A 23,462-nucleotide genomic window follows, 5' to 3' on the forward strand; every position below is an offset into this window, starting at 1 on the left:
GTGCAAAATCTTGTCTACTTACTATCGACTGTTTTTGGATAGCTTTAGCAAAAATGGCAAAAGGCCAAGCTGAGCATCAGGCTGATGCCTCCTGCTGGCTCGCTCCAGCTGGCTAAAGCCACACATAAGCAGCCGCCATACCATCTGTAGCAGAAATAGGGTATCTTGTGGTGATTATATCACAAAGGCTGCTAAAGCGAAATCTTTTTTCTTTATTTAAGAAAGCACTCCAAGGACTGATTTTGCCCCATAAGTCGCTAGAAAAATCTGACAGATACCCTTTTCAGATGCTTTTTGGGTAAAAATAAGATAGACTGTAATCATCGTAAAAGTAAGAGGTAAACCACATGAATAAGCAAGATATTGCCATCATTGAAACATATGAAGAGAAGTATGATCACTTTTTACCCGTCCTCAATCAGCTAAGGTCAAGCCTTGACGCCTTTGAAGAGCATTACCAGGATTATCTGGATGTCCGTGATTTTTATGGCAGCGACAAGTGGCTAGAATTAGCCGAATACGACCATGTGCCGGTCAAAAACGGCATCTTGAGTGAGGACCAGATTTTTAACTTAATCGGAGAGCATAATGAATTGCTGGGCAGACTCATGACACTGGCAACTCAAATGTATAAAGACTTATAACAGCTAGTGTCAGCCCTAGGCAAAGCCACTCTAGAAAACTCAACTGCTGATCTGCTGGAAGCACCGGGCAAATGAGGCGCCAAAAAAAGCTGACCAGCGTTCTGGTTTTTAATGTACCTATTCTTTTTTTGATTTTTGGAAGCGTTTTTCTTGTTTTTTTCTAATCCTTGATTACAATTAAAGTATTGACACTAAATAAGGAGATTGACATGGCAAAACCAGAACACCATATACAATTACAGTCACGCCCCCTTCTAATAGCTAGTCTCTTGCTAACGGGGAGCTTTTTTCTTGCCTCTCCAGCGCTAGCTCAAGCGGAGCCGGCTAATGCGTCAGTAAGCCAGCCCCCTAATACTCGTGTGGCAGCTGTAGAGGCTTGGCCCCAAGCTTTGCCTAGTGCTGATCCTAAAACCAATTCTGTGTCTGAGTCAGCTGCTCGGGCGCTAGCTATGGGCAAAGAAACGAGAGTCACTTCTACCAGTACAGTTGATGACAATCTGGTACTTGCGCCTAGTTCTGATGCTAACGCGCGGCAGGATCAGGTCAGCTCTGGGGCTCCTGGAGCTCAGGAACCAGTCAGTGAGTCCAGTCTAAGTGCTGGGGCGCGCACGCTTGGTCCCAAGATCACGCTTAAGGACTACCAAGCCGCGAGCGCCAGTCAACTGACTGATTGGGTTCGTCATAAGCAGGTCACTGGTGATCAATTGCTCACTTTTGCCCTAGAAACGATTAAGGCTACAAATCCTGAGTTAAACAATGTCATCAGTCTGCGTGAGGCGGCAGCCCGAAAAGAAAGTGCTGCGCTGCTTGATCAGGGGCAACCCTTTTATCGGGTACCACTTTTGGTTAAGGGGCTGGGGCACACCATTGCTGGTGGGCAAAACACCAATGGCTTGGCCTTTTTGCGTGGACAGACCAGCAAGGGGACGTCCTCTTATGTCAAGGCCTTACAAAATGCTGGTTTTGTCGTCATTGGTCAGACCGCCTTTCCGGAAATGGGTTGGATTAATGTGACCAATTCTGATCTCTACGGCGTCACGCATAATCCATGGAATACAGCTTATAATCCAGGTGGGTCTTCTGGTGGTTCAGCAGCAGGGGTGGCTGTAGGGCAAGTACCGATTGCTAGTGCATCAGATGGCGGTGGCTCAACTCGGATTCCGGCTTCTTGGACTGGGCTAATCGGCTTACACCCAACGCGCGGCATTTTGGCCGGCAATTCTGCTGCTAGCACCAATAATGTCAGCCATTTTGCCTTAACCAAAACGATGGAAGATACCCAAAGACTCTTTGAATTTCTCCTAAAAGCAGAGGCCAAACCCCACCAAACGACACAGCACCTAAACACCGCTATCCCAATTGCTTACACAACACAGACACCAGCTGGGACTCCCATTTCAGACGAAGCTGTTTGGGCCGTAAAAGAAGCTGTTGCCTTCCTCAATGAGCAAGGTTTTCAAACCGTTGAAGTCAACTACCCCGTTGATGGTAAAAAAATGATGGAGGCCTACTATACCCTTGCGGCTAAAGGGGCCCTTGCTATTGACTTTATGGCCAACCAAAAACTGGGGCGCCATCTCCAAAAAGAAGATGTCGAGCTGCTCTCCTTTGCCCTCTATCAAACAGGTAAAGACTTAAGCCCACAAGACTTAAATGACGCTTGGGCAAGTATCACACAAATGACCGAGCAACTCAACCAATTTTATCAAACTTATCCTATTTTTCTAACCCCAACCACGGCCTATCCAGCACCTAGGGCTGATTATCAGCACATTAGCGAGCACTTCAAGCCCATCTTAGCTGACCTGTCCCATTATTCTAAAGCCGAAAAACGCACTATCATCTACCAGCAATGGCTGCCCGCTTGGACCTTAACACCTTTTACCCAGTTGGCTAATTTGACGGGAACACCGTCGCTATCTCTGCCGACTCACGTGACCAAGGCCGGATTGCCCTTAGGGATTTTGGTTAATAGCGCAGCTAATCATGACCGACTCCTCCTAGAACTAGGCCAAGTCTTCCAAGAGCACGGCCGCTTCCAAACCCTCTGGCATCACACACAGCCAGAGCCAGCTGACCAGGCCACCATTTCCCCGGATAAGCACACAACCCATCAGCTTGCGCTACACAGACAAGGACTTGCTAGTAAGCAAGGGCAAGCTGTTAGAATCCATTTTAATAAAGCTTGGGGTAGGGAATCCGCCGCACATCCTAGGGCCGATCAGTCAAACACCAGCCAGCTGCTAGCAAAGACAGCAGTCACACTGCCTGATACGGGTGAGCAGAGTGCGCCAGCCACAGCCATTTTCATGAGCAGCCTCGTCTTCTTTTCTGGAGCCGCTGCTGCTCTGGGGATTAACAGCAAGAAAGACAGTAAGTAACTCTCAAACCAGCAGCTGCTTTTCTAAAAAGCAATAAGCAAAAGCACGCCTTACTCTGTTAGCTTGCGCAAAACCAGACAAAACGAATGCAGAATTAATCAGCAAGCAGCTGTCTTGATCATTGCATTCGTTTTTGTTTTTTACTGCTTTTAGACAAAAATTCTAGCAGCGTAACTACTGGTACGGTGCTAGAGTAAGTGGGCCTTCGAGCTGAAAAAAGAAGGGCACGAGGTACTAAATCTCTGAACTTTTGACTCTGATTACCTTCCTTTTCTTGACCATTTAACCCCCTATGTTAAGCGCTGCTATGGTATAATTTGACTATGCATAGAAAAACCATTATCGATTTCAAAGAACTTGGCCACCGCTATCTTTTTGAACATCCTTTTCTGGAATTAATAGCTAAAGAATGCGACCAAGTTGGGGAGGTCATTGCCCAGGTCCAACATTACCAACAAAGCGGCTATTACGTTGTAGGCTATCTGAGCTATGAAGCGGCTGCTTTTTTTAACGGTGCCCTACAAACATACGATAAAGGACTAGGCAAAGAATATTTTGCCTATTTTACTGTACATAAGAGCTGTCACATCGAAGAGCTGCCGCTTGACTATAAGAATGTTGCCATTGCCGATCAATGGCATAGCACGACTCAAAAGCTGGCTTATCAAAACGCTATTGCAGCTATTCATAAGGAAATGCGCCAGGGCAATACCTACCAGGTTAATTACACTATTCAACTGACCAAAGACTTACAGCTAGCTGATAGTTTAGCGATCTACAATAAGCTTGTTGTCGAGCAGGGCGCCAATTACAACGCTTATATCGCCCATGATGACTTTGCTGTCATCTCAGCCAGTCCCGAGTTATTTTTCAAGCAAGAGGGAAACCGCCTCATCACGCGACCGATGAAAGGGACGACAAAGCGTGGCGTCAATACTTACTTGGACCAAGAAGCACATGATTGGCTACAAGCTGATAGCAAAAACCGCGCTGAAAATATCATGATTGTAGATTTGTTGCGCAATGACATGGGAAAAATTTGCCAGACAGGCAGTGTGCAAGTCGATAAACTTTGTGACGTTGAGCAGTATTCGACAGTCTGGCAAATGACCTCAACGATTAGTGGAAAACTCAAACCCAAGTGTGACCTTTTAACGATTTTGACGGCTCTATTTCCCTGTGGTTCCATCACAGGCGCACCCAAAGTCGCTACCATGGCTATTATTAAAGCTTTAGAGCCAAAACCAAGAGGGGTTTACTGTGGCACCATTGGAATCTGCCTGCCAGACGGCCGTAGGATTTTCAATGTTCCCATCAGAACACTGCAACTCAGTGACAATCAAGCCACCTATGGTGTGGGTGGCGGGATCACCTGGCAAAGCAAATGGGAAGAGGAATACCAAGAGGTACACCAAAAAACAGCCTTTTTGTATCGGCAAAAACAACACTTCAACCTCAAAACAACGGCCAAGGTTGCTAATCAAGACATCCTTGGGCTGGAGCGCCACCTCAAGCGACTCAAAGAAGCGGCCGCTTATTTTGCCTACCCCTATGAGGAAAGTAAGCTAAGGCAAAGCCTCACTGCCTACCTGGAAAACAAAGATAATCGCACTTACCGACTAGGCATTTCCCTACAAAAAAATGGCGAGCTCATCCTCCGGGATCAAGAACTAACCCCTTTGCCTGAGCATTTTCTTCAGGCGCAGCTCGTTTTACAGAATCAGGCTGTGAAAGACTCACCCTTTACCTACTTTAAAACCAGCTACCGCCCGCACATTACTGTCAAGCCTCATGAGCAGATCTTCTATAATCAAGAGGGACTGCTCTTAGAAACGTCTATTGGCAACCTCTTCATTCAGCTTGGCACCATGCTTTACACCCCACCAATAGCTGCAGGTATTTTACCTGGTATTTACCGCCAAGAGCTTTTAGAGACTGGACAGGCCCAGGAAAAATGGCTAACGCTAGCTGACTTGCAAGCAGCCACTGCTATTTTTGGTGGTAATGCTGTGCGAGGACTTTATCCACTCAGTCTGCAGGCCAATCAAAAGCCTTGCTTGCTGTGAGCAGACCAGGAGAACGCCCTGCCTCAATAAGACAGTTATTAAGGAAACTATGATACTCTTAATTGATAATTACGATTCATTCACCTACAACCTTGCTCAATATTTAAGTGAGTTTGACGAAACGATTGTCTTGTGCAACCAGGACCCAGATTTATATGAAATGGCTGAAAAAGCGGATGCTCTGGTCTTTTCTCCTGGCCCTGGCTGGCCAAAAGAAGCTCAGCACATGGGCCAACTCATCCGGGACTTCTACCAAATCAAACCCATTTTAGGCGTCTGCCTAGGACATCAAGCCCTTGCTGAGACACTGGGTGGGAAACTGCGCCTGGCCAAACGCGTCATGCATGGCAGACAAAGCATCATTGAAACCCAGGGACCAGCCAGCCTCTTTCGCTCCCTGCCCCATCATATAACGGTGATGCGCTACCATTCGATCGTTGTCAAAGAACTACCCAAAGATTTTATTGTCACTGCTCGAGACTGTGAGGACCAGGAAATCATGGCTTTTGAGCACCAATCACTGCCCCTTTTTGGCCTACAATTCCACCCAGAAAGCATCGGAACGCCCGAAGGCATGACCATGATTGCCAACTTTATTGCAGCCATTCGCCATTAATCATGCCAAGAAAACAAACAGGAGGTCAAGCAGATGCCTGATAATTTAGCACTAAGAATGCGCCCAAGAACGATTACAGAGGTCATCGGCCAGCAGCATCTCGTAGGAGAAGGTAAGATCATTCGTCGGATGGTTGATGCTAACATGCTCTCTTCCATGATCCTCTATGGGCCGCCTGGGATTGGTAAAACCTCGATTGCTAGTGCCATCGCTGGCGCTACTCAATTTGCCTTTCGAACCTTTAATGCCACCACAGATAGCAAAAAACGGCTCCAAGAAATCGCCGACGAGGCAACTTTCTCTGGCGGACTAGTGCTGCTCTTGGACGAAATTCATCGCCTGGACAAAGCCAAACAAGATTTTCTCTTGCCCTTGCTTGAAAATGGTAAGATTATTATGATCGGCGCAACAACAGAGAACCCCTTCTTTTCTGTGACACCAGCCATTCGCAGTCGGGTGCAGATCTTTGAGCTGGAACCACTCTCCAACCACGATATTAAAACTGCTATTGAGCGCGCTATCACTGACAAGGAACGTGGCTTTCCTTTTGCCATTGAGCTTGATGCTGAGGCGCTTGATTTTATTGCTAGCGCAACCAATGGTGATCTGCGTTCAGCCTATAATTCACTAGATTTAGCCGTCATGTCCACCAAGGAAAATCCAAACGGTCTGCGACACATCACCCTTGACATCGTTGAAAACAGTCTACAGCGCTCCTATATTACCATGGATAAAAATGGTGACGGTCATTACGACGTGCTCTCAGCACTGCAAAAGTCCATTCGTGGTTCTGATGTCAACGCCAGCCTCCACTATGCAGCGCGTTTAGTCGAAGCCGGCGACCTGCCAAGCCTAGCCAGACGCCTTACGGTGATTGCTTATGAGGATATTGGCTTAGCTAACCCTGAAGCCCAGGTTCATACCGTCACCGCACTTGATGCCGCCCAAAAAATTGGCTTTCCCGAAGCCCGCATCCTGATAGCTAATGTTGTCATTGATCTTGCCTTATCCCCAAAATCCAACTCAGCCTATCTGGCCATGGATGCTGCCTTAAGCGACCTTCGGCGCTCAGGTAACCTCCCAATCCCACGGCATTTACGCGATGGCCACTATAGTGGCAGCAAAGAACTAGGCAATGCCAAAGGCTACCTCTATCCCCACGATTATCCGGAAAAATGGGTCAAACAACAGTATTTACCAGATAAATTAAAAACCAGAAATTATTTCCAAGCCAACGAAACGGGTAAATATGAACGCGCCCTAGGGGCCAACAAAGAGCGAATTGACAAGCTTTCTTAGGGAAGGGGTTCATTCTTTTAGCAATCGGTTTCACATTTTCGTCATTTAGGACTTGAAAAAAACTCAAAAAGTGGTATCATTAATACATCAAAACATTGCTGTGGCATACGAGTTCACATCTAAGTGTTGACCGACTATTTCTTTGTATTTCGGGAAACAAAGTCCCCCTCTAGTCTGCAAGCCGTTCCACGCGGAAGCAACTTTCAAGAGGGAGCACGTTACCCACCTGCTTATTTTTGTGCGGGATCAATACAATCCGTGAACAACCGGTGCCAATACAGCATTCTTTGTTGCCTCCTTAGCTCAGTTGGTAGAGCAGTAGACTCTTAATCTATGGGTCACAGGTTCGAGCCCTGTAGGGGGCATTAATAATAGTGTCAAAAACCTTGATTTAAAAGGTTTTTTTCTTTGTTTTGGCTAATTTGTTCTAAATTTGTTCTAGAAGATATTTTTTAAAAATTAGTTTTAAGATACTAAACTTCTGACCGTTTCATATTCCTTATTTATTACTTCTGTCAAGACGTGACCATAAGTTTCAAGTAACTGTGTAATATCCTTATGACCCATTAATCTTGCAACTACCCAAATATCAACACCCTTAGCTAATAAATAACTTCCATAGGTATGTCTCGCACCTGTTGCAGTCATTTTTGAATCAATATTTAAGACATGTAATACATTTCTCAAACTTTTATTAATGGCACTATTTGATGACACACCGTACCTATAGTCATAAAATATTTGATTATTAATATTTACAATTTTTAAATTTTTCAACATAACTTGCTGATCATCCTTCAAACGTCTTAAGATTAATGCTAAAGATTGACTAATAGGAATAGTACGAATAGAAGTTTTTGTTTTAGGTGGACTAAAAGTTCCCTTATCACCACTAAATCTTCTATACGTCTTGATTTCTAGATCCTCAAAATTAACATCATCCCAAGTTAATGCTAAAGCTTCACCCACTCGTAAACCTGTTTTAAATAACACCAGTAATAAATAATAAACGATACTATTTGAATAATCTAAATTATTTTCTAAATAAGATATTACTTTCTTGTAATCAGAAATACTATGTAGATATTTTTCATCTGCATCCTTAACAAATTGCCTACCAGCTATGACAACTCCATCTGTAAAATCAGATAATAAAATGCCATCTCTTTTTGCAAACTGAATGGCTTTTTTTATATCAGAATTTAATCTCCTGACATGATTTTTAGTATATTTTTCAGCATACATATTCAATTTTCTTTGATACGCACTATGCTTTATTTTATTTACTTTCTGATTCCCAAAAAGTTTACGAATAACCGAACCCCTAATAAAATATTTATTTTTGGTAGTCTCTGCTAAATTACTAGGTTTAATAATTAAACTATACCATTCAAACCATAGATCATACAAAGTTATATCAGATGATATAGAATTCACTAGTGACTTTTGTTGCTCCATTCTCATAGCTTCATTCATAGCCTCACGCTTTGTCTTAAAACCTGAACCAGAAGCAACTAACTCACTTTTTTCATTAAAGATTCTATAATCCCATAATTTCTTTTTACCTCTTTGTCTATATGTTGCCATTTTTCTCCTTTCCTAGACATCAAGGAATTTATCCTCAATATTATATCATTTAATTATTTAACAAAATAAAACCAAAATTTTCTTCAAAATATTTTCTAGCTCTAGTTGCTAATATTTTATAACGACTACCTTTACCCTTAGGATAAACAATAAAACCGTTTGGATTAATTGATAAATCCACATCCTTTTTAATATCTGGATTTAATAAGATATCATTAATTAATTTTGACCTACCAAGTCCCAATAATTCTTGTAAGTTATCAATATCCCACCATTTTCCTTGTTCATTATCACTTAACAAATCTAAATATTCCTCTTTTGAAATGATAACCACATCATCTGGTACCGGAACACTCACATTAAAAACCTGTTGCATACTCTTCACTCCTTTCTTAATAACGATTACCACTCACTCCAGCAAGCCTAAATATAAAAGCAAAACCAACAAATAATATCGTCAATGAAATATTCATTACTTGAAACACTATCAAATTAACTAAAATATAAATTAAGACCAACATTATAAATATAATAAAAAGCCATGAAATCTTCATGGCTCTTTGTTTACTATACGATTCAAATACTCTTTTTATAATCTTTAATATCAATAATCTTACTAAAGTCATTTACTTCACTAGATAAAAACTTATCAAAAAAAGTTTTTTCTACATAAAATAAACGTGATAAAAAATCCAAAGTAATTTTATTTGTTTTCAAAAATTGTTCGATTGTTATTAAATCGTTGTCAAATACTACGTTAAAAATACTACGTACCTTAGTTGGTCTCTTCACAGCAATATCTGTATCCAGTGGTTCTAACACCTTATATTTCTTTTTATAGATTAATCTATAAAAATAGTCATGCTGTCCTTTAGTTAATAATCCTAATTGAAATGCTCTATATTCCATTGCTTGAATTGAAACATTAAATTTCTTTTTTAAACTAATATATGAATCTGGATTACTTAATCTATTTTCAATATGTAAATCGTATATTACCTGCTTAAATCGCTTTTCTGGCAAGAGTAGATATGAAGCAAATTTATTCGCTTCAGATTCTTTTTTTTGTAAATCAAACTTATCTAAACTTTCAAAATCAACACCTCTATGAAGGAGTAAATGACCCAATTCATGAGCCAAATCAAAATTTCTTCTAACACCTGTCTTTTTTACACCTAAAATAATAAACGGAATCCCTTGTTGTGACCAAATACTATACGCATCTTCTGTACCATTCAAGTTTTTTTCAAAAATATAAATTCCAGACTTTTCTAGCTTGTAGAGTAAGTCACTATTATCATCTGATATATCTAACATTTCTCTACTAAAATCAGCTATTTTTTCAATACTTATGTTATTTTCAAGCATTTCTGCTACTTTTCTAGTCAAACTATAAAAATTTTGTTGTGGAAACTTAATAAATTGCTCTAAATAATTGATATATTTATTAATTGTATTTAAATAAACTTCTTGATAATTAATAATTTTACGTGAAATAGTATCTGAATTTCTAAAAGCAATATCTGACACACCAAAATTACTTTCAATAATACTATCTTCAAAATAATCAATATCAACTTGAAATATTTGAGCAAGCTTTAATTTTAATGTTGTTTTTGGAGAAACTTCTCCATTTTCAAATTGCCAAATCGCTTGCTCTGAAACTTCCAATTTTTGAGCCAATTCACCTCGGCTCATTTCAAATAAAAGGCGTAATTCTTCAATTTTTTCGCCATTATACATTAGTTATTACCTCTCTTATCTTAAAGAGACTGCTTCTTTTCTAGTGGTATTAAACCAAAGTTTTCTACTTCAACATCCTCATTTAATGTAGGAATAATATTTTTAGGATCTTCAATTGGTTGAATCGGGCTAGATGAAATATAAGTAGATAAGTCTTGTATATCAAGTAATTTATCCGAAATTGGATCTGGTAAAAGAACCTTAACACTTTTTAAAAGTCTTCGTTCAGATTGATTAGGTTCATAAGAGATCATCAAAAAGCAATCAAATTTACTTTTAAAATCCTCTGTAAATAAATCATCATTAAATAAATCAAGTTGAATAGTGATTTCTTTAGCATCTTTATCACCACTATAAGTTTTTACAATCTCTTTGTTAATTGATGCATTCTCATATAAATAAGAACTTTTAGTACGACTAGACTTTCCAAAAACTTGTTTTGACCTTGATTCCCCTTTAAAAAGAATCAACGTTTTTCCAAATTTTGTATCAGCACAAAATTGTAAATATTCCCAGCTTTCACCAGCTTTTTTCAATGCATCTCTCTTAAGAAATTTTGATTGACTTTTATCAAATGCATCATCTATATAATTTGATTTTGTCCAAGCAAAACCAGTTGAAACTGACATCTCTTCTTTTTTCTCAATTCTCATTTGAAGATAGTTATTATAACCTAATATAATATTATTGACAATCTCTTGTGCCTCTTCTTCGTTAAATAGTTCCATATGTTTTCTCCTTTTTTATACAGTCATTATATCATACATAAAGAAAATACAACATATTTTTTGAAAAACTTAAAGTAAAGAATTTAACATATAAAATTAAAGCCATGAAATGAATCATGGCATTATCTTATTTTTCACTTTTCTTTTTTGGTATATCTCAATAGAAACTTTTTTATTTTTTGTATATCAATCATTTAACACCTTCTATAAAATAAAAAAGCAGTCACTTTTTAAGCGACTACTGCTACTTATAATGATCTCTAAAAGATAAAAAAATAGATTTCACCATCTTCTATCATATAAATCAACCTATGTTCTTCTGTAATTCTTTGAGACCAAGCACCTGAATAATGGTATGTCAAAGGTTCTGGTTTTCCAATGCCTTCAAAAGGGGCTCTTTTAATATCTTCTATCAAACGATTAATTCGTTTCAAGACTTTTTGGTCTTCCTGTTGCCAAGAAACACAATCTTTCCATGCTTCATCAGTAAAATTAAACATCTTCTACCTCAATTAAACTATGTTTAATGACTTGCTTTTCTTTAACTTGTGATATACCTTTAGTAACCTTATGCGATAGATAATCATTTTCCATTAAAAAAGAACAAGTTTTACTTGTCCAAGATTAATTGAATTCTTCTAACTTACGACCTATACCAGCCATATTATTTTGTGCCTTTTTACCATCCCTATTATTTAGAGTCATCACCTAAGGAGCTATCCTTGCCGGCTATTTGCTCATGCCACAAAAATTTAGTCCTTTTGGGCTGAAACATGCCGACTTTTGCTATTTAGCATTGGTGGAGTCGCTATCATTTTTTTGTGAATTTGGTATAATTTAAAGGCAGCTGTCTTATTGGGCACTCATCATGGTTCTTACTGTTAATTCACTATGGATTAGGGAGCAATTCTAACGTCCCTGTAAGGTTCAATCAAGGAACAAGCCCAAAGGGCTATCAGCCCCCACCCACCATTAGACTATAGATAAGCACCGCCAGTAAAGCAATGGCAAAGGTTAATGGCATGCCATACATCAGTTGCTGCTTAAAGACGCTGTCGCGTTCTTCCTGCTCTGGAATTGACGCTTGGATGAGCGAACCTGCAGCCGAAAATGGTGATATATTGGTCGATAAAGCACCCGCTACAATCGCTACGAATAAAACATGTGCTTGAATATGAGGATGCGCCTGCGAAATAGCTGTCGCAACCGGAAATAAGGTCGGCGCTACAACTGATAGCGTTGAGCTAAATAAGGAAAGAATGCCAGCTATAAAGGCAAAAGCCAGTGGTAATAGCTGAGGGGGAAGTGTTTGTCTCATGCCATTAGCAACTGTCTCTATCAGACCAAATTGGGTCGCTAGTTTAATGAGCATCCCCATCCCAGATAACATGATTAAGGTATTCCAGGGAAGCTGTGAAAAGACACGCTTTTGATCAGAGAGGTTAAGCAAAAAAGCAAGGACTGATAAGACTATACAAATCAGGCCAATATCTGCCATTCGTGTAACTGCTGTGAGTGTGTCAATGCCAGGAAAAAGCAAGCTTAAATTGGGCAGGACTAATACCAAAGCCATCATCATGCCCATTAAACCAAGCGTCTGCTTTTGCTTGTGGGTTAAAGCTGCTGGTTTTTCGATAACCCAAGCCGGCTGATTCGTCTGACGGTAAAAGAATTTATTAATGGCATAAGCCAAAAGCAAAAACAGTAATGGATATAAGATCGTAAAGAGAAAGATGGAAAGACCAAAACTTAGGGCCTCTTTACCCCAGCCGAGCTCTTTGAACAAGCCTTGAAAAACAAGACCTGAGCCACTGGTCATAAAGTTAGCACCGCCAGCAGCTCCTAAGTTGACGACCTGAGTGGTCAGCAAAATACTTTTACGACTCTGTTTACATAAGGATACAGCAAGTGGACAGCAGATTACCATGGTTGTAAAAAAGCCCGCTCCAGCAGCTGCTATCCCCATTGCTAGAAAATATAAAATCAGATAGATTCCTTGTGAATAGCTTTGCGTTTTATAAAGGACCAGCTGGGCAAGATAGGTTAAGGTACCGTTTGTAATCGCAAAATTATAAAATAAGGATACGGCAAGTATCGTGAAAAAGAGTTGAGTGGGCCACATGTCAATCAAATCTTTTGGTGCTACTTTTAATACACCAGCACCTATTAAATAGGCAAATGCTATCGCAATCAAACCAACGTTGATTTTCTTCCAATAGCCAATGGCGATTGATAAAAAAATGGCAATAATAATAACAAACTGAATCAGCATCTATTTCCCCTTAAATTATTAGAGCTGGAAGTACTCTCCCCCATTTAAGTTGCTATGATAAGCCTGTCAACTAACTTAAACTAATGTTTTACCCTATTTGTTTTGAAAATATGATGAGCAAACTGACGCTCAATTGATGATATGGATCGTTTTACCACTTGACTATTGTACCAAAAAGACATAAACTTGTCTTGTCATGTGTAAAGACAAGTTTAATTTTACTATTTAGGAGGATTGAATGTACCCCCAACTCAATAACTTTCAAATTGATGACGTCTTAATTAGAGCTTTACAAGAGGATGTTAATTCCGAAGATTTTAGTACCAACGCTATTTTTGATAACCCTAAATTAGCAACAGTCTCACTAATAGCTAAAGAAGCTGGACTGCTCGCAGGCTTAGATGTTTTTAAGAGAGTCTTTCAGTTATATGATGCTGAGGTTAGCTTTTCTGATAGCCCGTTTGAAGACGGCAGCCCATTTCAAAAAGGCGATAAGATTTTAGAGGTTGTCGGTAAGGTAAGCACTTTATTAACGTGTGAGCGCGTTGCGTTAAACTTTCTGCAAAGAATGTCGGGTATTGCCAGCCTAGCTGACGCTTACATCAAAGCTTTAGATGATCCTTCCATTAAGGTTTTTGATACACGAAAAACCACCCCGAACCTCCGTCTTTTTGAAAAATATGCTGTTAGGGTCGGTGGCGCATACAACCATCGCTTTAATCTATCAGACGCTATCATGCTAAAAGATAATCACATTAACGCTGCTGGTAGTGTGACTGCCGCTATTACAAAAGCTAAGCAATATGCGCCTTTTATCAAGCAAGTCGAAATTGAAGTAGAGACGCTTGAAGAGGTACAAGAAGCAGTGGCAGCAAAAGCTGACATCATTATGTTAGATAATATGAACCTTGAGCTGATCAAAAAAGCTATCTCTATCATCAACAAACAAGCTATAATCGAAGTTTCAGGCAATATCACGCTAGATAATATTGCCACCTTCAAAGGTCTTGAAGTTGATTATATTTCTAGCGGTAGCTTGACCCATAACGCTAGCAGTATTGACTTTTCAATGAAACAGTTACGGTATCTGGACTAAAAAATAGGCCTATTATTTTCTACGCTAAGAAAATAATGGGTCTATTTCTAATATAGTTAAGGGTCACTAGCACAAGCTAAGCTTTATGTGTGTGGGGAATCAGGGTTCCCTAGCTATAAAAAGTGCCAAGGCTCATTCTCCAACGATAAAGCCCATCTTTGCCCACTGCTCCTCTACTTCATCTAAGATAGCTTCTGTATCTGCTACAATCGTATGGTAATGGTAGCCATCTGTAAGCCGCTTAAGCGGCCTGCTAACGCCTGATGTCATCTTAAGCAATAGGTCTTGAACATCCTTTCGTGATTTGATGTTCAATTCGATCCTGATTTTTCCATAGGCCTTGTGCCATACAAAGACATCTTTAAGGACTGCCCCGACATCAACAACAGCATTTAGCTCTCGTTCAATATCGTCATCGGTGTGCAAAACTTTTAAAATTCTACTGCATTTTGTGGATAGAAATAGCTTATAGCCACGATGAGTTGAGACAATATCATGGCTTTCTGCTTTTAAAATAGCAATATCTTGAACGATGACTTGCCTAGAAACATTAAACATGTTAGCCAGGTTGGTACCGCTGATGGGATAATCACTGTCTTTTAGAACATCTAAAATTTGTCCGCGCCTTTTACTGGTTTCCGTCATTTTTTCATGCCTCATTTTTAACTTCCTACTTCATTATATTAAGAAAAATGGGCTGAAAAAGCAACTGCTGATTCAGCAAAAAATGAGAATTGGCACCCTCAGGTAAGGGCAATTACCGATTAACAGCTGTAAGCGAATACGCCAAGTCTTAAATCACCTGCTAGCGCGATGCTATTTGTAGCATTGATGTCAGTGTCTGCCTTGCTAAGGGAAATAACGCTCTTTCTTGTTTTTTAGCAAAAAAGAGCGATGGCATCGATCACCGCTCTGCTATTTTCTTTGAGAAAAAAACTTATCAATAAGCCACTGTAAAAGGGCAACCAGGCCTACAAAAATAAGCCAAACGCTCAATGATAGGACTTTAACTGCTAAAACATTCTTCGCGCCTGATCCATCTTGCGGTCTAACCCACAGGTAGACTCCGACTAAAACGCTCAGCAAAAGCTCAAGCCAAACGAAATATTTTTTGATCATCATCTTTTCTCCTTATGCAGTTCTGCCACTGTAAAACGATTACATCACTAGGATGACATACCCATTATCAGGTGACAAGCCTGGGACCTTTGTCTAAGGACAGCAAGCTTGTGTGATTGCTCCTTGTGGCATTTCAAGAGCCAGATTGGGGAAATCAGGCTTGGTAAGCAGATAGATGAAAAAAACAAACTATTTAATTAACCAGTTAAATAATTGCCTTGCTATTTTTTTCTTGTTATAATAAAAAAGTCGGCAACATGCCACTATTTATCACATACATTATTTATTAGAAATAGGAGATTGATTAGTGTCAAAATACCTAAAATACCTTTCTATTGTCACTGTCTTGCTGGCGAGTTTTGTCTTAGTCGCCTGTCAAAAACAAACATCGCAACCAAAGGAACGCGCACGCAAACAGCGGCCAAAAGATGAATTGGTCGTTTCGATGGGGGCAAAATTACCACATGAATTTGACCCCAAAGATCGCTATGGCATCCATAACGAAGGCAACATTACGCACAGCACTTTGTTAAAACGGACACCTGATTTAAAGATCACAGGTGAGCTGGCCAAAAAATACACCATTTCTAAAGACGGTCTGACTTGGACCTTTGATTTGAATGATGATTTCAAATTCTCCAATGGAGAACCCGTGACTGCTGATGATGTTAAATTTACCTATGACATGTTAAAGGCAGATGGAAAAGCCTGGGACCTTACGTTCATTAAAGATATTGACGTTCTTGACAAAGATACCATTGCTATCCACTTAACAGAAGCGCATTCAACCTTTACAGCGCAATTAACCGAAATTCCGATTGTCCCTAAAAACCATTATAATGACAACTATAAGAGCAACCCTATTGGCTCTGGCCCTTACATGGTCAAAGAATACAAGGCTGGAGAGCAAGCTATCTTTGTCCGCAATCCCTATTGGCATGGGAAAAAACCTTATTTCAAAAAGTGGACCTGGGTCTTGCTTGATGAAAATACAGCCCTAGCTGCTTTAGAATCTGGGGATGTTGATATAATCTATGCCACACCAGAACTGGCTGATAAGAAAGTTAAAGGCACACGTCTGCTTAATATTGCTTCAAATGATGTCCGTGGAATTTCCCTACCTTATGTTAAAAAGGGTCTGATCAAAAATTCTCCTGATGGTTATCCGGTAGGTAATGATGTGACGAGTGATCCTGCCATTCGCAAAGCTTTAACAATCGGTTTAAATCGTAAGAAAGTTCTTGACACTGTCTTAAATGGCTATGGCAAACCAGCCTATTCCATTATTGACCACACACCTTTTTGGGAACCTAAAACAGCCATTAAAGACAATAAAGTCGCTAAAGCTAAACAACTGTTGACCAAGGCTGGCTGGCAAGAGCAAGCTGACGGCACCCGCAAAAAAGGGGATCTTAAAGCTGAGTTTGACCTCTACTATCCTACTAATGATCAGCTGCGCGCCAATTTAGCCGTCGAAGTGGCTGAGCAAGCTAAAGCACTAGGTATTACCATCAAACTAAAAGCCAGCAACTGGGATGAGATGGCAACTAAAGCCCATGATTCAGCCTTGCTTTATGCAGGAGGACGGCACCACGCGCAGCAATTTTACGAATCACACCATCCTGATTTAGCTGGAAAAGGCTGGACCAATATTACCTTCTACAACAATCCTACTGTTACCAAGTACCTTGACAAAGCAATGGCTTCTTCTGACCTTGATAAAGCTAATAAATACTGGAAATTAGCGCAATGGGACGGAGAAACTGGTGCTTCCACTCTTGGAGACTTACCTGATGTATGGTTAGTGAGTCTTAACCATACATATATGGGTGATAAGCGGATTAATGTTGGTAAACAAGGTATTCACAGTCACGGTCATGATTGGTCACTTTTAACCAATATTGCTGACTGGACTTGGGATGAATCTGCTAAGTAACTGTTTTAGGAACCACCACAATTTTAAGCTTGGAGTCAAGAAAGCAATGGCCACTTGGTTTGGTGTGCCAAGCATTTCTTTGACTCCTTTTTTAATGAAGGAGATTATCTGTGAAACACATTACCTCTGTCCTTACCTGGAAAATCATCAGGTGTTTGACTCTCATTTTTGGGGTATCCATCTTGACATTTAGTTTATTAAAACTATCACCCGTCGACCCTATAATGGCCAGCGTCAACTACGATACCTCATTGACTCCAACTCAGTATAAAGCCATTGCGCAGCACTACGGCTTAGATAAGCCGGCCTTCGTTCAATACCTGCTTTGGTTGAAAAACCTTCTCCAAGGACATCTGGGAACCTCGCTGATCTACCGACAACCCGTTGCTGATATTATTAAAGCACGCGCCGGGGCATCCTTTGTCCTCATGGGCTTATCCTGGCTCTTATCTGGGATCATTGGCTTTATCCTAGGAACTTTATCGGCCTTTCGTCAGGGCAAACTGCTGGATCGCTTGGTCCGTTGGTTTTCCTACCTACAAATTTCTGTTCCTACCTTTTGGATTGGCCTGCTTTTCTTACTGGTCTTTTCGGTACAATTGGGCTGGTTCCCAATTGGGATTTCATCTCCCATCGGGATCTTGAGCCAAGATGTGACCCTGGCTGATCGCATCAGGCACCTGATCCTACCTGTATTTACACTCAGCATCCTAGGCATTGCCAATGTGACCCTTCATACACGGACCAAGATGCTATCTGTCCTCTCTAGTGACTACGTCTTATTTGCCCGGGCACGTGGTGAGACACAATGGCAAATCTTCAAGAATCATTGCCTGAGAAATGCTATCGTACCAGCCATTACCCTCCATTTTTCCTATTTTGGGGAATTATTTGGAGGTTCTGTCCTTGCTGAGCAAGTCTTTTCTTATCCTGGTTTAGGCTCAACACTCACCGAAGCTGGGCTAAAAAGTGACACACCGCTCCTGCTTGCGATCGTGATGATTGGAACGCTGTTTGTCTTTGCTGGCAATCTGATTGCCGATATTTTAAATAGCCTCATCAATCCCCAACTAAGGAGAAAAGCATGACATTAGAACGTCGAACCCTTGTTTTATGGCAGCTAGGCGTCGCTAGTTTGTTGATTCTTAGCGTCTTATTCCTCAATGCTTACTTTTACCACACCCCTTTACAGACGGATGCAACACTGCGCAATCTATCTCCCTCTTTACATCATCTCTTTGGAACTGATAGCTTAGGGCGTGATATGTTTGTCCGGACCATTAAGGGACTTCATTTTTCGCTGCAAGTTGGGCTCCTTGGTGCCTTCATGGGCGTTGTTTTAGCAACTATCTTTGGGGTTTTAGCTGGCTTAGGAAATACTATTATTGATAAACTCATTGCCTGGCTAATTGATTTATTTATCGGTATGCCCCATCTGATTTTTATGATTCTTATTTCCTTTGTTGTTGGTAAGGGCGCTAAAGGCGTTATTGTAGCTACAGCAGTTACCCATTGGCCATCATTAGCCAGATTAATTCGTAATGAAGTCTATCACCTAAAAAATAAAGAATTTGTCCAACTCTCTAAAAGTATGGGAAAATCACCCTATTATATTGTCAGGCACCATATCTTACCTTTAATAGCTTCGCAAATCTTTATTGGGTTTATTCTGTTATTTCCCCATGTTATTCTCCACGAAGCCTCAATGACTTTCTTAGGTTTTGGGCTTTCTGCGGAGCAACCTTCGGTTGGCATTATCCTCTCAGAAGCTGCCAAACACATTTCACTTGGTAATTGGTGGTTAGTGCTTTTCCCGGGACTTTATCTGATTGTGATTGTTAATGCCTTTGATACCCTTGGCGAAGCATTGAAGAAATTAATCTCCCCGCACAATGACATTCTTTAGGAGCCAATGATATGACAAAGACAGTGTTAAGCATTAAAGACTTATCGATTACATTTACACAATATGGGCGATTGTTAACCCCTTTTCGTTCAACCCCAATTGAAGCATTAGATTTAGACATTAAAAAGGGGGAGCTTTTAGCCATTATTGGTGCTAGCGGCTCAGGTAAGAGCTTGCTAGCACATGCTATTATGGGCATTCTTCCGCGCAATGCTGAGGTAAGCGGCCAAATGATCTACCGTGGTCAAGCACTCACTCCTCAGCGGATGAAGCAAATTCGAGGAAAAGAAATCACCTTGATTCCACAATCAGTCAATTACTTGGATCCTTCCATGAAGGTCAAACACCAGGTACGCTTAGGCATTTCAAAAAATGCTCAGCAGGTGCAAGAAGAATTGTTTGATCAATTTGGTTTAACCAAAGCTGATGGTGAGCTCTACCCCTTCCAACTTTCTGGCGGCATGCTAAGGCGGGTCTTATTTACAACTTGCCTTGGTGAGCAGGTTTCTTTGATTATTGCTGATGAGCCTACTCCTGGTTTACACCCAGATGCCCTGCAAATGGTGCTCAAGCAATTACGCGCCTTTGTAGACCAGGGGATTAGTGTGATGTTTATCACGCATGATATTATCGCGGCAAGCCAAATCGCCGATCGGATTACTGTTTTTAAAGATGGCCGAGCGATTGAAACAGCACCAGCACATTACTTTAGTGGTGATGGCGACAACTTGCAGACAGCATTTGCTAGAAAACTCTGGCGTTCGTTGCCACAACACGCTTTTTTGAAAGGAGTGAGTGATGACCTTAGAAGCTAACCATCTCGGCTTTTACCATAACAAAGACCGATGGCTATTTAAGGATGTTCAACTAAGCCTTGAGCCAGGGCAGATTTTAGGTATTTTTGGCCAAAGCGGCTGCGGTAAAACCAGCCTATCCAAGATCTTAGCAGGTTTTGGGCAACCTCAGCTTGGCCAGGTATTAGTCGATGGGCAGCCTTTGCCGCACAAAGGCTTTCGCCCGGTGCAACTCATCCAGCAGCACCCCGAAAAAACCATGAATCCACTTTGGACCATGCAAAAAAGCTTGACGGAAGCCTACAAGCCCAGTCAGGACCTGCTCTTAGCCTTTGGTATTCAAGAAAAATGGCTAACGCGTCGCCCCAGTGAGCTCTCAGGTGGTGAGTTGCAACGTTTTTCGATTGTGCGTGCCCTGCATCCTAAGACCAAGTACCTGATTGCTGATGAGATGACCACGATGTTAGATAGTATTACCCAGGCTCAGGTCTGGCAGAGCTTGTTACACATTGTCAAAGACCGACAACTAGGCCTAGTAATCATTAGCCATGATTTCACCATGCTTGAAAAACTATGTGATGCTTGCTATCTCATTGAAGAGAATCGCATGATACCATTCAACCAGGCTAAGTGAGTGACCAGCATCGGATTTAGGCTGCTGCTGTCAAAAGCACTAGAGTTAACAGCTAGTGATTGAGGCCTATCCCACTGACAAAGCCACAATCAGACAAAAAAGTGCATTCCTCCTCCTCGTTGGGAATGCACTTTTTTATTAGGATAAGCCATTCTTTTTGCTATGTCAAAATATCGGATTTTAGCCAAAAAATGACCCCTCCCTCGGTGGCTGTTGACACCTTCAGATAGGTGAAGCCCGTAAGCAGGCCAGGGGTGGGCGCATTTATCTGATGAATGGTAAGCAAAAACAAAGACGTAAAAGGACTGAGTCCGGGGCAAACCAAACTCAGTCCTTTACTTAGTAAACTTTAAGATGCACTAACTTAGTGTTTTTCGTTTTAAAAGCTTACGTGATAAATGGAAGGCTGCTGTTAACAGCCCCCATTCCAACAGCCATAGAAGCGAGCACCATCCTTTAAGCTGGCTTTTTCAAATGCATCAAGCTTTTTAATACCTAATCTTTTTTCTTATCATTAGCGTCAAACTAAGTTCAGAAAAAGACCTGTGATAGAAAGGCTTAGTCTAGAGATTTGATTTGCTCTTGATAAGCTTCAATCATGCTCCAGACATTCTCTGTATCAATATCCAGTGTATTGTCAAAAGAATAGCCTAAAATAGTATGAGCTCTGGTGTCACCTGATACAATCACAAAGCCTGCTGGGTCTAGGGAATAGATATACAATTCATTAGTCACAGGGTTATCTAAAGGATAGATTAAGCCTTGGATTTGTCTGCTATTTGTATTCCAAGGATGCTCTTTACAGAATGCCTCGGCTATGCTACGTGCTTGTTTTTCCGTTCTAACGGTTTCTTTAGCCATCTTAAGGTTTGATTCCTACAACAGCACTTTGGTAAGCATTAAAGCCACCGGCACCGCCACCAGTACCTAATGCTCCAGGATTTAGTGCATCTAGTCTAAAGAAGCCATCTGAGATTCCGCCCCAGCCCCAGTTAACATGGTAGAAGTCGTTACCATCTGTACCATCAATAACAAAGGCATGGCCGCCTGCTGTTCCGACACCTTGGTAGTATACAGGTTGGTTTTGGGTAAGTTCATTATCAATTTGTGTTTCCCATGCTTCTTTGGTGTAAGAATCGCGGTTGATTTGGCGAACAGATTGTGAGTAACCAAAGTTTTCTTTTAGCGCTTTTTGAACAAGAGGGCTACCGCTAGAACCGCTGGATGGTCCATAGTTCATGTCTACTGAGATACCCACATCAGACATCAATTCAGAGATAGCGTCTTTTTGAACGCTACTTTCATTTCCTCTATAGGCAGGTAAAATGTTGTTCCAATTGTATTCTCGATTAGAAATGGCAGCAAACAAGGTTACAGGTTGTTTAAAGTAGTCATTTCTAAAGGTGTAGGTATGATCCTTAACGCCTTTATTAGGATAATTGTGGTACTTCATGATTTGGGCCGTCGCAGTAGCCACACAGCCTGTTGCGGAGTGTTGGCCTACATAAGACCTTTCTCCTGGTTTTACTCTTTGTACAACAGGAGTTAATAAATTATAAGGGAAGCCTTGGTTGTAGTGAATGCCTTTAGCATCTAATAAAGAGTTAACAACAGGTTGTTTAATGTCATTAGCGTTTGAATACGTCACTTTTAATTTCTTGTTGGCTGTAATTTGGTCAGCATAGGTCTTGATAAAGGAAGAAATGTTATCCTTACCATTAACATCAAAAGAACCCTTTGGTGAATAGCCTAAAATTTCAGGAGAACGTTTATCTGCTGAGACGATAACAAAGCCACCTGTAGAGATGTTGTAAACATACATATTGGCATTAGAAAGGTTATCTCCTAATGATACTTTATCAAGCTTAATATTTTGCGCAGCTTGTTCAGAACTTACTTTGAAAGTATGGTCATTAAGCCCTGCTGTTTTTTCAATAAATGTAATGGCACTATCATGAGCTTCTTTTTCATTACGGCTAAAGTTATCATCAGCCAATGCTGGATTTGCAGCAATAAAGGCACCTAGTGCTAAAAGGCTTAACAATCTGATACTTAATTTTTTCTTGTTCATCTCTTTTACCTCCTTAAAAGTCATTTCATGTCATGTGTTCACTCTTTTTAGTACATGGGACACACCTCCTTGCTGAAAAGTTAAGTTAATCTAAGAAAGCTTTGCTTTTTGGCGGCAAGTCCTTCTTAGCTTATATGCTAAAGAAAGATGGAATAATAGGGGTACGAGCTAGGTGATTAAACATCGCAAACCTTATTGTCAGCTTACGCAAGCGGTGGCAACTACTTAATTGGTTAAGTTAAAGAGCGTTTTTATTTGGGTCGACCCCTGCTTTACCATAGCAACGCTTACTGGTATATCAGCAATACTCGCTAGCGTATGGGGAAAGAAGAGCTCTTGCTACCCAACAACGTTTTATTATTTTCAAAAGCGCTTTCACAGCGGATGCCATTTGCCTGGAGTGGCATCCTGATGATTTATTGTGATCGTCGTTATAGGTTAGGAAAAATAGATTTTGAGATGGCACGCTTTATCTGGATACTCGACCTTATTTTTTTGAAAGCTGTTTCTGTTTTTATCAACTTTCCTGTTTCTGTCCTTACAAATCCTGAGATTTTTAGTGCCTACTCT

20 protein-coding genes, 1 tRNA gene, 1 other RNA gene and 2 pseudogenes are annotated in these 23,462 nt (G+C 40.6%); 13 read left to right on the forward strand and 11 right to left on the reverse strand.

Annotation, left to right across the window (positions count from 1 at the left end; all coding sequences use genetic code 11):
• Positions 1-347 precede the first annotated feature (347 nt).
• From K5J94_RS00620 to K5J94_RS00650, 7 genes are all read left to right on the forward strand, one after another.
• A complete protein-coding gene (locus K5J94_RS00620; protein WP_159564486.1) occupies positions 348-644 on the forward strand; it encodes a DUF4298 domain-containing protein in 297 nt (98 codons plus the stop codon).
• A gap of 209 nt (positions 645-853) precedes the next feature.
• Positions 854-3,025, forward strand: a complete 2,172-nt coding sequence (locus tag K5J94_RS00625) for an amidase family protein (RefSeq protein WP_221913155.1) — start codon at positions 854-856, stop codon at positions 3,023-3,025.
• A gap of 323 nt (positions 3,026-3,348) precedes the next feature.
• On the forward strand, positions 3,349-5,091 hold the full coding sequence (gene pabB, locus K5J94_RS00630; protein ID WP_221913157.1) for an aminodeoxychorismate synthase component I: 1,743 nt from the start codon (positions 3,349-3,351) through the stop codon (positions 5,089-5,091).
• 49 nt (positions 5,092-5,140) lie between these two features.
• Entirely contained in the window at positions 5,141-5,707 is a 567-nt protein-coding gene (locus K5J94_RS00635; protein WP_159564480.1) for an aminodeoxychorismate/anthranilate synthase component II, read from the forward strand.
• Positions 5,708-5,740: 33 nt separating this feature from the next.
• Positions 5,741-7,006, forward strand: a complete 1,266-nt coding sequence (locus K5J94_RS00640) for a replication-associated recombination protein A (RefSeq protein ID WP_159564478.1) — start codon at positions 5,741-5,743, stop codon at positions 7,004-7,006.
• Positions 7,007-7,098: 92 nt separating this feature from the next.
• Positions 7,099-7,294: non-coding RNA, 6S RNA (gene ssrS, locus K5J94_RS00645), on the forward strand.
• A 4-nt stretch (positions 7,295-7,298) separates the two neighbouring features.
• Positions 7,299-7,371: transfer RNA gene (locus K5J94_RS00650), tRNA-Lys, on the forward strand.
• A gap of 100 nt (positions 7,372-7,471) precedes the next feature.
• Here K5J94_RS00650 and K5J94_RS00655 read toward each other — a convergent pair.
• From K5J94_RS00655 to K5J94_RS00685, 7 genes and pseudogenes are all read right to left on the reverse strand, one after another.
• On the reverse strand, positions 7,472-8,593 hold the full coding sequence (locus K5J94_RS00655) for a site-specific integrase (RefSeq protein WP_159564476.1): 1,122 nt from the start codon (positions 8,591-8,593) through the stop codon (positions 7,472-7,474).
• Positions 8,594-8,642: 49 nt separating this feature from the next.
• Positions 8,643-8,969, reverse strand: a complete 327-nt coding sequence (locus tag K5J94_RS00660) for a DUF771 domain-containing protein (RefSeq protein ID WP_221913159.1) — start codon at positions 8,967-8,969, stop codon at positions 8,643-8,645.
• A gap of 200 nt (positions 8,970-9,169) precedes the next feature.
• Positions 9,170-10,336 (reverse strand): spr1629 family repressor/antitoxin, encoded by a 1,167-nt coding sequence (locus K5J94_RS00665; RefSeq protein ID WP_159563919.1) that lies wholly within the window; start codon positions 10,334-10,336, stop codon positions 9,170-9,172.
• 20 nt (positions 10,337-10,356) lie between these two features.
• Positions 10,357-11,064, reverse strand: a complete 708-nt coding sequence (locus tag K5J94_RS00670; protein WP_159544587.1) for a spr1630 family ClpXP-sensitive toxin — start codon at positions 11,062-11,064, stop codon at positions 10,357-10,359.
• A gap of 244 nt (positions 11,065-11,308) precedes the next feature.
• Positions 11,309-11,564, reverse strand: a pseudogene (locus K5J94_RS00675) (Txe/YoeB family addiction module toxin).
• Positions 11,557-11,661, reverse strand: a pseudogene (locus tag K5J94_RS00680) (type II toxin-antitoxin system Phd/YefM family antitoxin); the annotation flags it as partial. The pseudogenes K5J94_RS00675 and K5J94_RS00680, both read right to left, overlap by 8 nt.
• A gap of 358 nt (positions 11,662-12,019) precedes the next feature.
• Positions 12,020-13,336: an SLC13 family permease gene (locus K5J94_RS00685; RefSeq protein WP_231700357.1), complete on the reverse strand. Its 1,317-nt coding sequence runs from the start codon at positions 13,334-13,336 to the stop codon at positions 12,020-12,022.
• A gap of 238 nt (positions 13,337-13,574) precedes the next feature.
• Here K5J94_RS00685 and nadC point away from each other — a divergent pair, with 238 nt between their 5' ends.
• Entirely contained in the window at positions 13,575-14,432 is an 858-nt protein-coding gene (gene nadC, locus K5J94_RS00690; RefSeq protein WP_159563921.1) for a carboxylating nicotinate-nucleotide diphosphorylase, read from the forward strand.
• 132 nt (positions 14,433-14,564) lie between these two features.
• Here nadC and K5J94_RS00695 read toward each other — a convergent pair whose 3' ends face one another.
• Together K5J94_RS00695 and K5J94_RS00700 are read right to left on the reverse strand one after the other, a co-directional pair.
• Positions 14,565-15,092, reverse strand: a complete 528-nt coding sequence (locus tag K5J94_RS00695) for a transcription repressor NadR (RefSeq protein WP_201447703.1) — start codon at positions 15,090-15,092, stop codon at positions 14,565-14,567.
• Positions 15,093-15,347: 255 nt separating this feature from the next.
• Complete coding sequence (locus K5J94_RS00700; protein ID WP_159563922.1) at positions 15,348-15,554, reverse strand: DUF3923 family protein; 207 nt, start codon at positions 15,552-15,554, stop codon at positions 15,348-15,350.
• A gap of 304 nt (positions 15,555-15,858) precedes the next feature.
• Here K5J94_RS00700 and K5J94_RS00705 point away from each other — a divergent pair, with 304 nt between their 5' ends.
• The 5 genes from K5J94_RS00705 (at position 15,859) to K5J94_RS00725 (ending at position 20,821) form a co-directional block, all read left to right on the forward strand.
• Entirely contained in the window at positions 15,859-17,487 is a 1,629-nt protein-coding gene (locus K5J94_RS00705; RefSeq protein ID WP_159563923.1) for an ABC transporter substrate-binding protein, read from the forward strand.
• Between the two features lie 110 nt (positions 17,488-17,597).
• On the forward strand, positions 17,598-18,575 hold the full coding sequence (locus K5J94_RS00710) for an ABC transporter permease (protein ID WP_159544577.1): 978 nt from the start codon (positions 17,598-17,600) through the stop codon (positions 18,573-18,575).
• Complete coding sequence (locus tag K5J94_RS00715) at positions 18,572-19,393, forward strand: ABC transporter permease (RefSeq protein ID WP_221913163.1); 822 nt, start codon at positions 18,572-18,574, stop codon at positions 19,391-19,393. The genes K5J94_RS00710 and K5J94_RS00715 overlap by 4 nt, the downstream gene beginning before the upstream one ends.
• Positions 19,394-19,404: 11 nt before the next feature.
• Positions 19,405-20,208: an ATP-binding cassette domain-containing protein gene (locus K5J94_RS00720; protein WP_159548009.1), complete on the forward strand. Its 804-nt coding sequence runs from the start codon at positions 19,405-19,407 to the stop codon at positions 20,206-20,208.
• Complete coding sequence (locus K5J94_RS00725) at positions 20,192-20,821, forward strand: ABC transporter ATP-binding protein (protein WP_159548007.1); 630 nt, start codon at positions 20,192-20,194, stop codon at positions 20,819-20,821. The genes K5J94_RS00720 and K5J94_RS00725 overlap by 17 nt, the downstream gene beginning before the upstream one ends.
• Before the next feature lie 558 nt (positions 20,822-21,379).
• Here K5J94_RS00725 and K5J94_RS00730 read toward each other — a convergent pair.
• Positions 21,380-21,682 (reverse strand): Spi family protease inhibitor, encoded by a 303-nt coding sequence (locus K5J94_RS00730; protein WP_159548005.1) that lies wholly within the window; start codon positions 21,680-21,682, stop codon positions 21,380-21,382.
• Between the two features lies 1 nt (position 21,683).
• Positions 21,684-22,892, reverse strand: coding sequence for a C10 family peptidase (locus K5J94_RS00735; protein WP_221913166.1), 1,209 nt, complete (start codon positions 22,890-22,892; stop codon positions 21,684-21,686).
• Positions 22,893-23,462: the final 570 nt, after the last annotated feature.

This window comes from Streptococcus halichoeri (assembly GCF_019774635.1).
GTDB classification, from domain to species: Bacteria; Bacillota; Bacilli; order Lactobacillales; family Streptococcaceae; genus Streptococcus; species Streptococcus halichoeri.

Coding starts and splice junctions, on each gene's coding strand:
- K5J94_RS00670 (WP_159544587.1), bottom strand. CDS start 11,064: ATGGAACTATTTAACGAAGAAGAGGCACAAGAGATTGTCAATAATATT.
- K5J94_RS00635 (WP_159564480.1), top strand. CDS start 5,141: ATGATACTCTTAATTGATAATTACGATTCATTCACCTACAACCTTGCT.
- K5J94_RS00620 (WP_159564486.1), top strand. CDS start 348: ATGAATAAGCAAGATATTGCCATCATTGAAACATATGAAGAGAAGTAT.
- K5J94_RS00685 (WP_231700357.1), bottom strand. CDS start 13,336: ATGCTGATTCAGTTTGTTATTATTATTGCCATTTTTTTATCAATCGCC.
- K5J94_RS00700 (WP_159563922.1), bottom strand. CDS start 15,554: ATGATGATCAAAAAATATTTCGTTTGGCTTGAGCTTTTGCTGAGCGTT.
- K5J94_RS00720 (WP_159548009.1), top strand. CDS start 19,405: ATGACAAAGACAGTGTTAAGCATTAAAGACTTATCGATTACATTTACA.
- K5J94_RS00665 (WP_159563919.1), bottom strand. CDS start 10,336: ATGTATAATGGCGAAAAAATTGAAGAATTACGCCTTTTATTTGAAATG.
- nadC (WP_159563921.1), top strand. CDS start 13,575: ATGTACCCCCAACTCAATAACTTTCAAATTGATGACGTCTTAATTAGA.
- K5J94_RS00715 (WP_221913163.1), top strand. CDS start 18,572: ATGACATTAGAACGTCGAACCCTTGTTTTATGGCAGCTAGGCGTCGCT.
- K5J94_RS00660 (WP_221913159.1), bottom strand. CDS start 8,969: ATGCAACAGGTTTTTAATGTGAGTGTTCCGGTACCAGATGATGTGGTT.
- K5J94_RS00655 (WP_159564476.1), bottom strand. CDS start 8,593: ATGGCAACATATAGACAAAGAGGTAAAAAGAAATTATGGGATTATAGA.
- K5J94_RS00730 (WP_159548005.1), bottom strand. CDS start 21,682: ATGGCTAAAGAAACCGTTAGAACGGAAAAACAAGCACGTAGCATAGCC.
- K5J94_RS00735 (WP_221913166.1), bottom strand. CDS start 22,892: ATGAACAAGAAAAAATTAAGTATCAGATTGTTAAGCCTTTTAGCACTA.
- pabB (WP_221913157.1), top strand. CDS start 3,349: ATGCATAGAAAAACCATTATCGATTTCAAAGAACTTGGCCACCGCTAT.
- K5J94_RS00695 (WP_201447703.1), bottom strand. CDS start 15,092: ATGAGGCATGAAAAAATGACGGAAACCAGTAAAAGGCGCGGACAAATT.
- K5J94_RS00725 (WP_159548007.1), top strand. CDS start 20,192: ATGACCTTAGAAGCTAACCATCTCGGCTTTTACCATAACAAAGACCGA.
- K5J94_RS00625 (WP_221913155.1), top strand. CDS start 854: ATGGCAAAACCAGAACACCATATACAATTACAGTCACGCCCCCTTCTA.
- K5J94_RS00640 (WP_159564478.1), top strand. CDS start 5,741: ATGCCTGATAATTTAGCACTAAGAATGCGCCCAAGAACGATTACAGAG.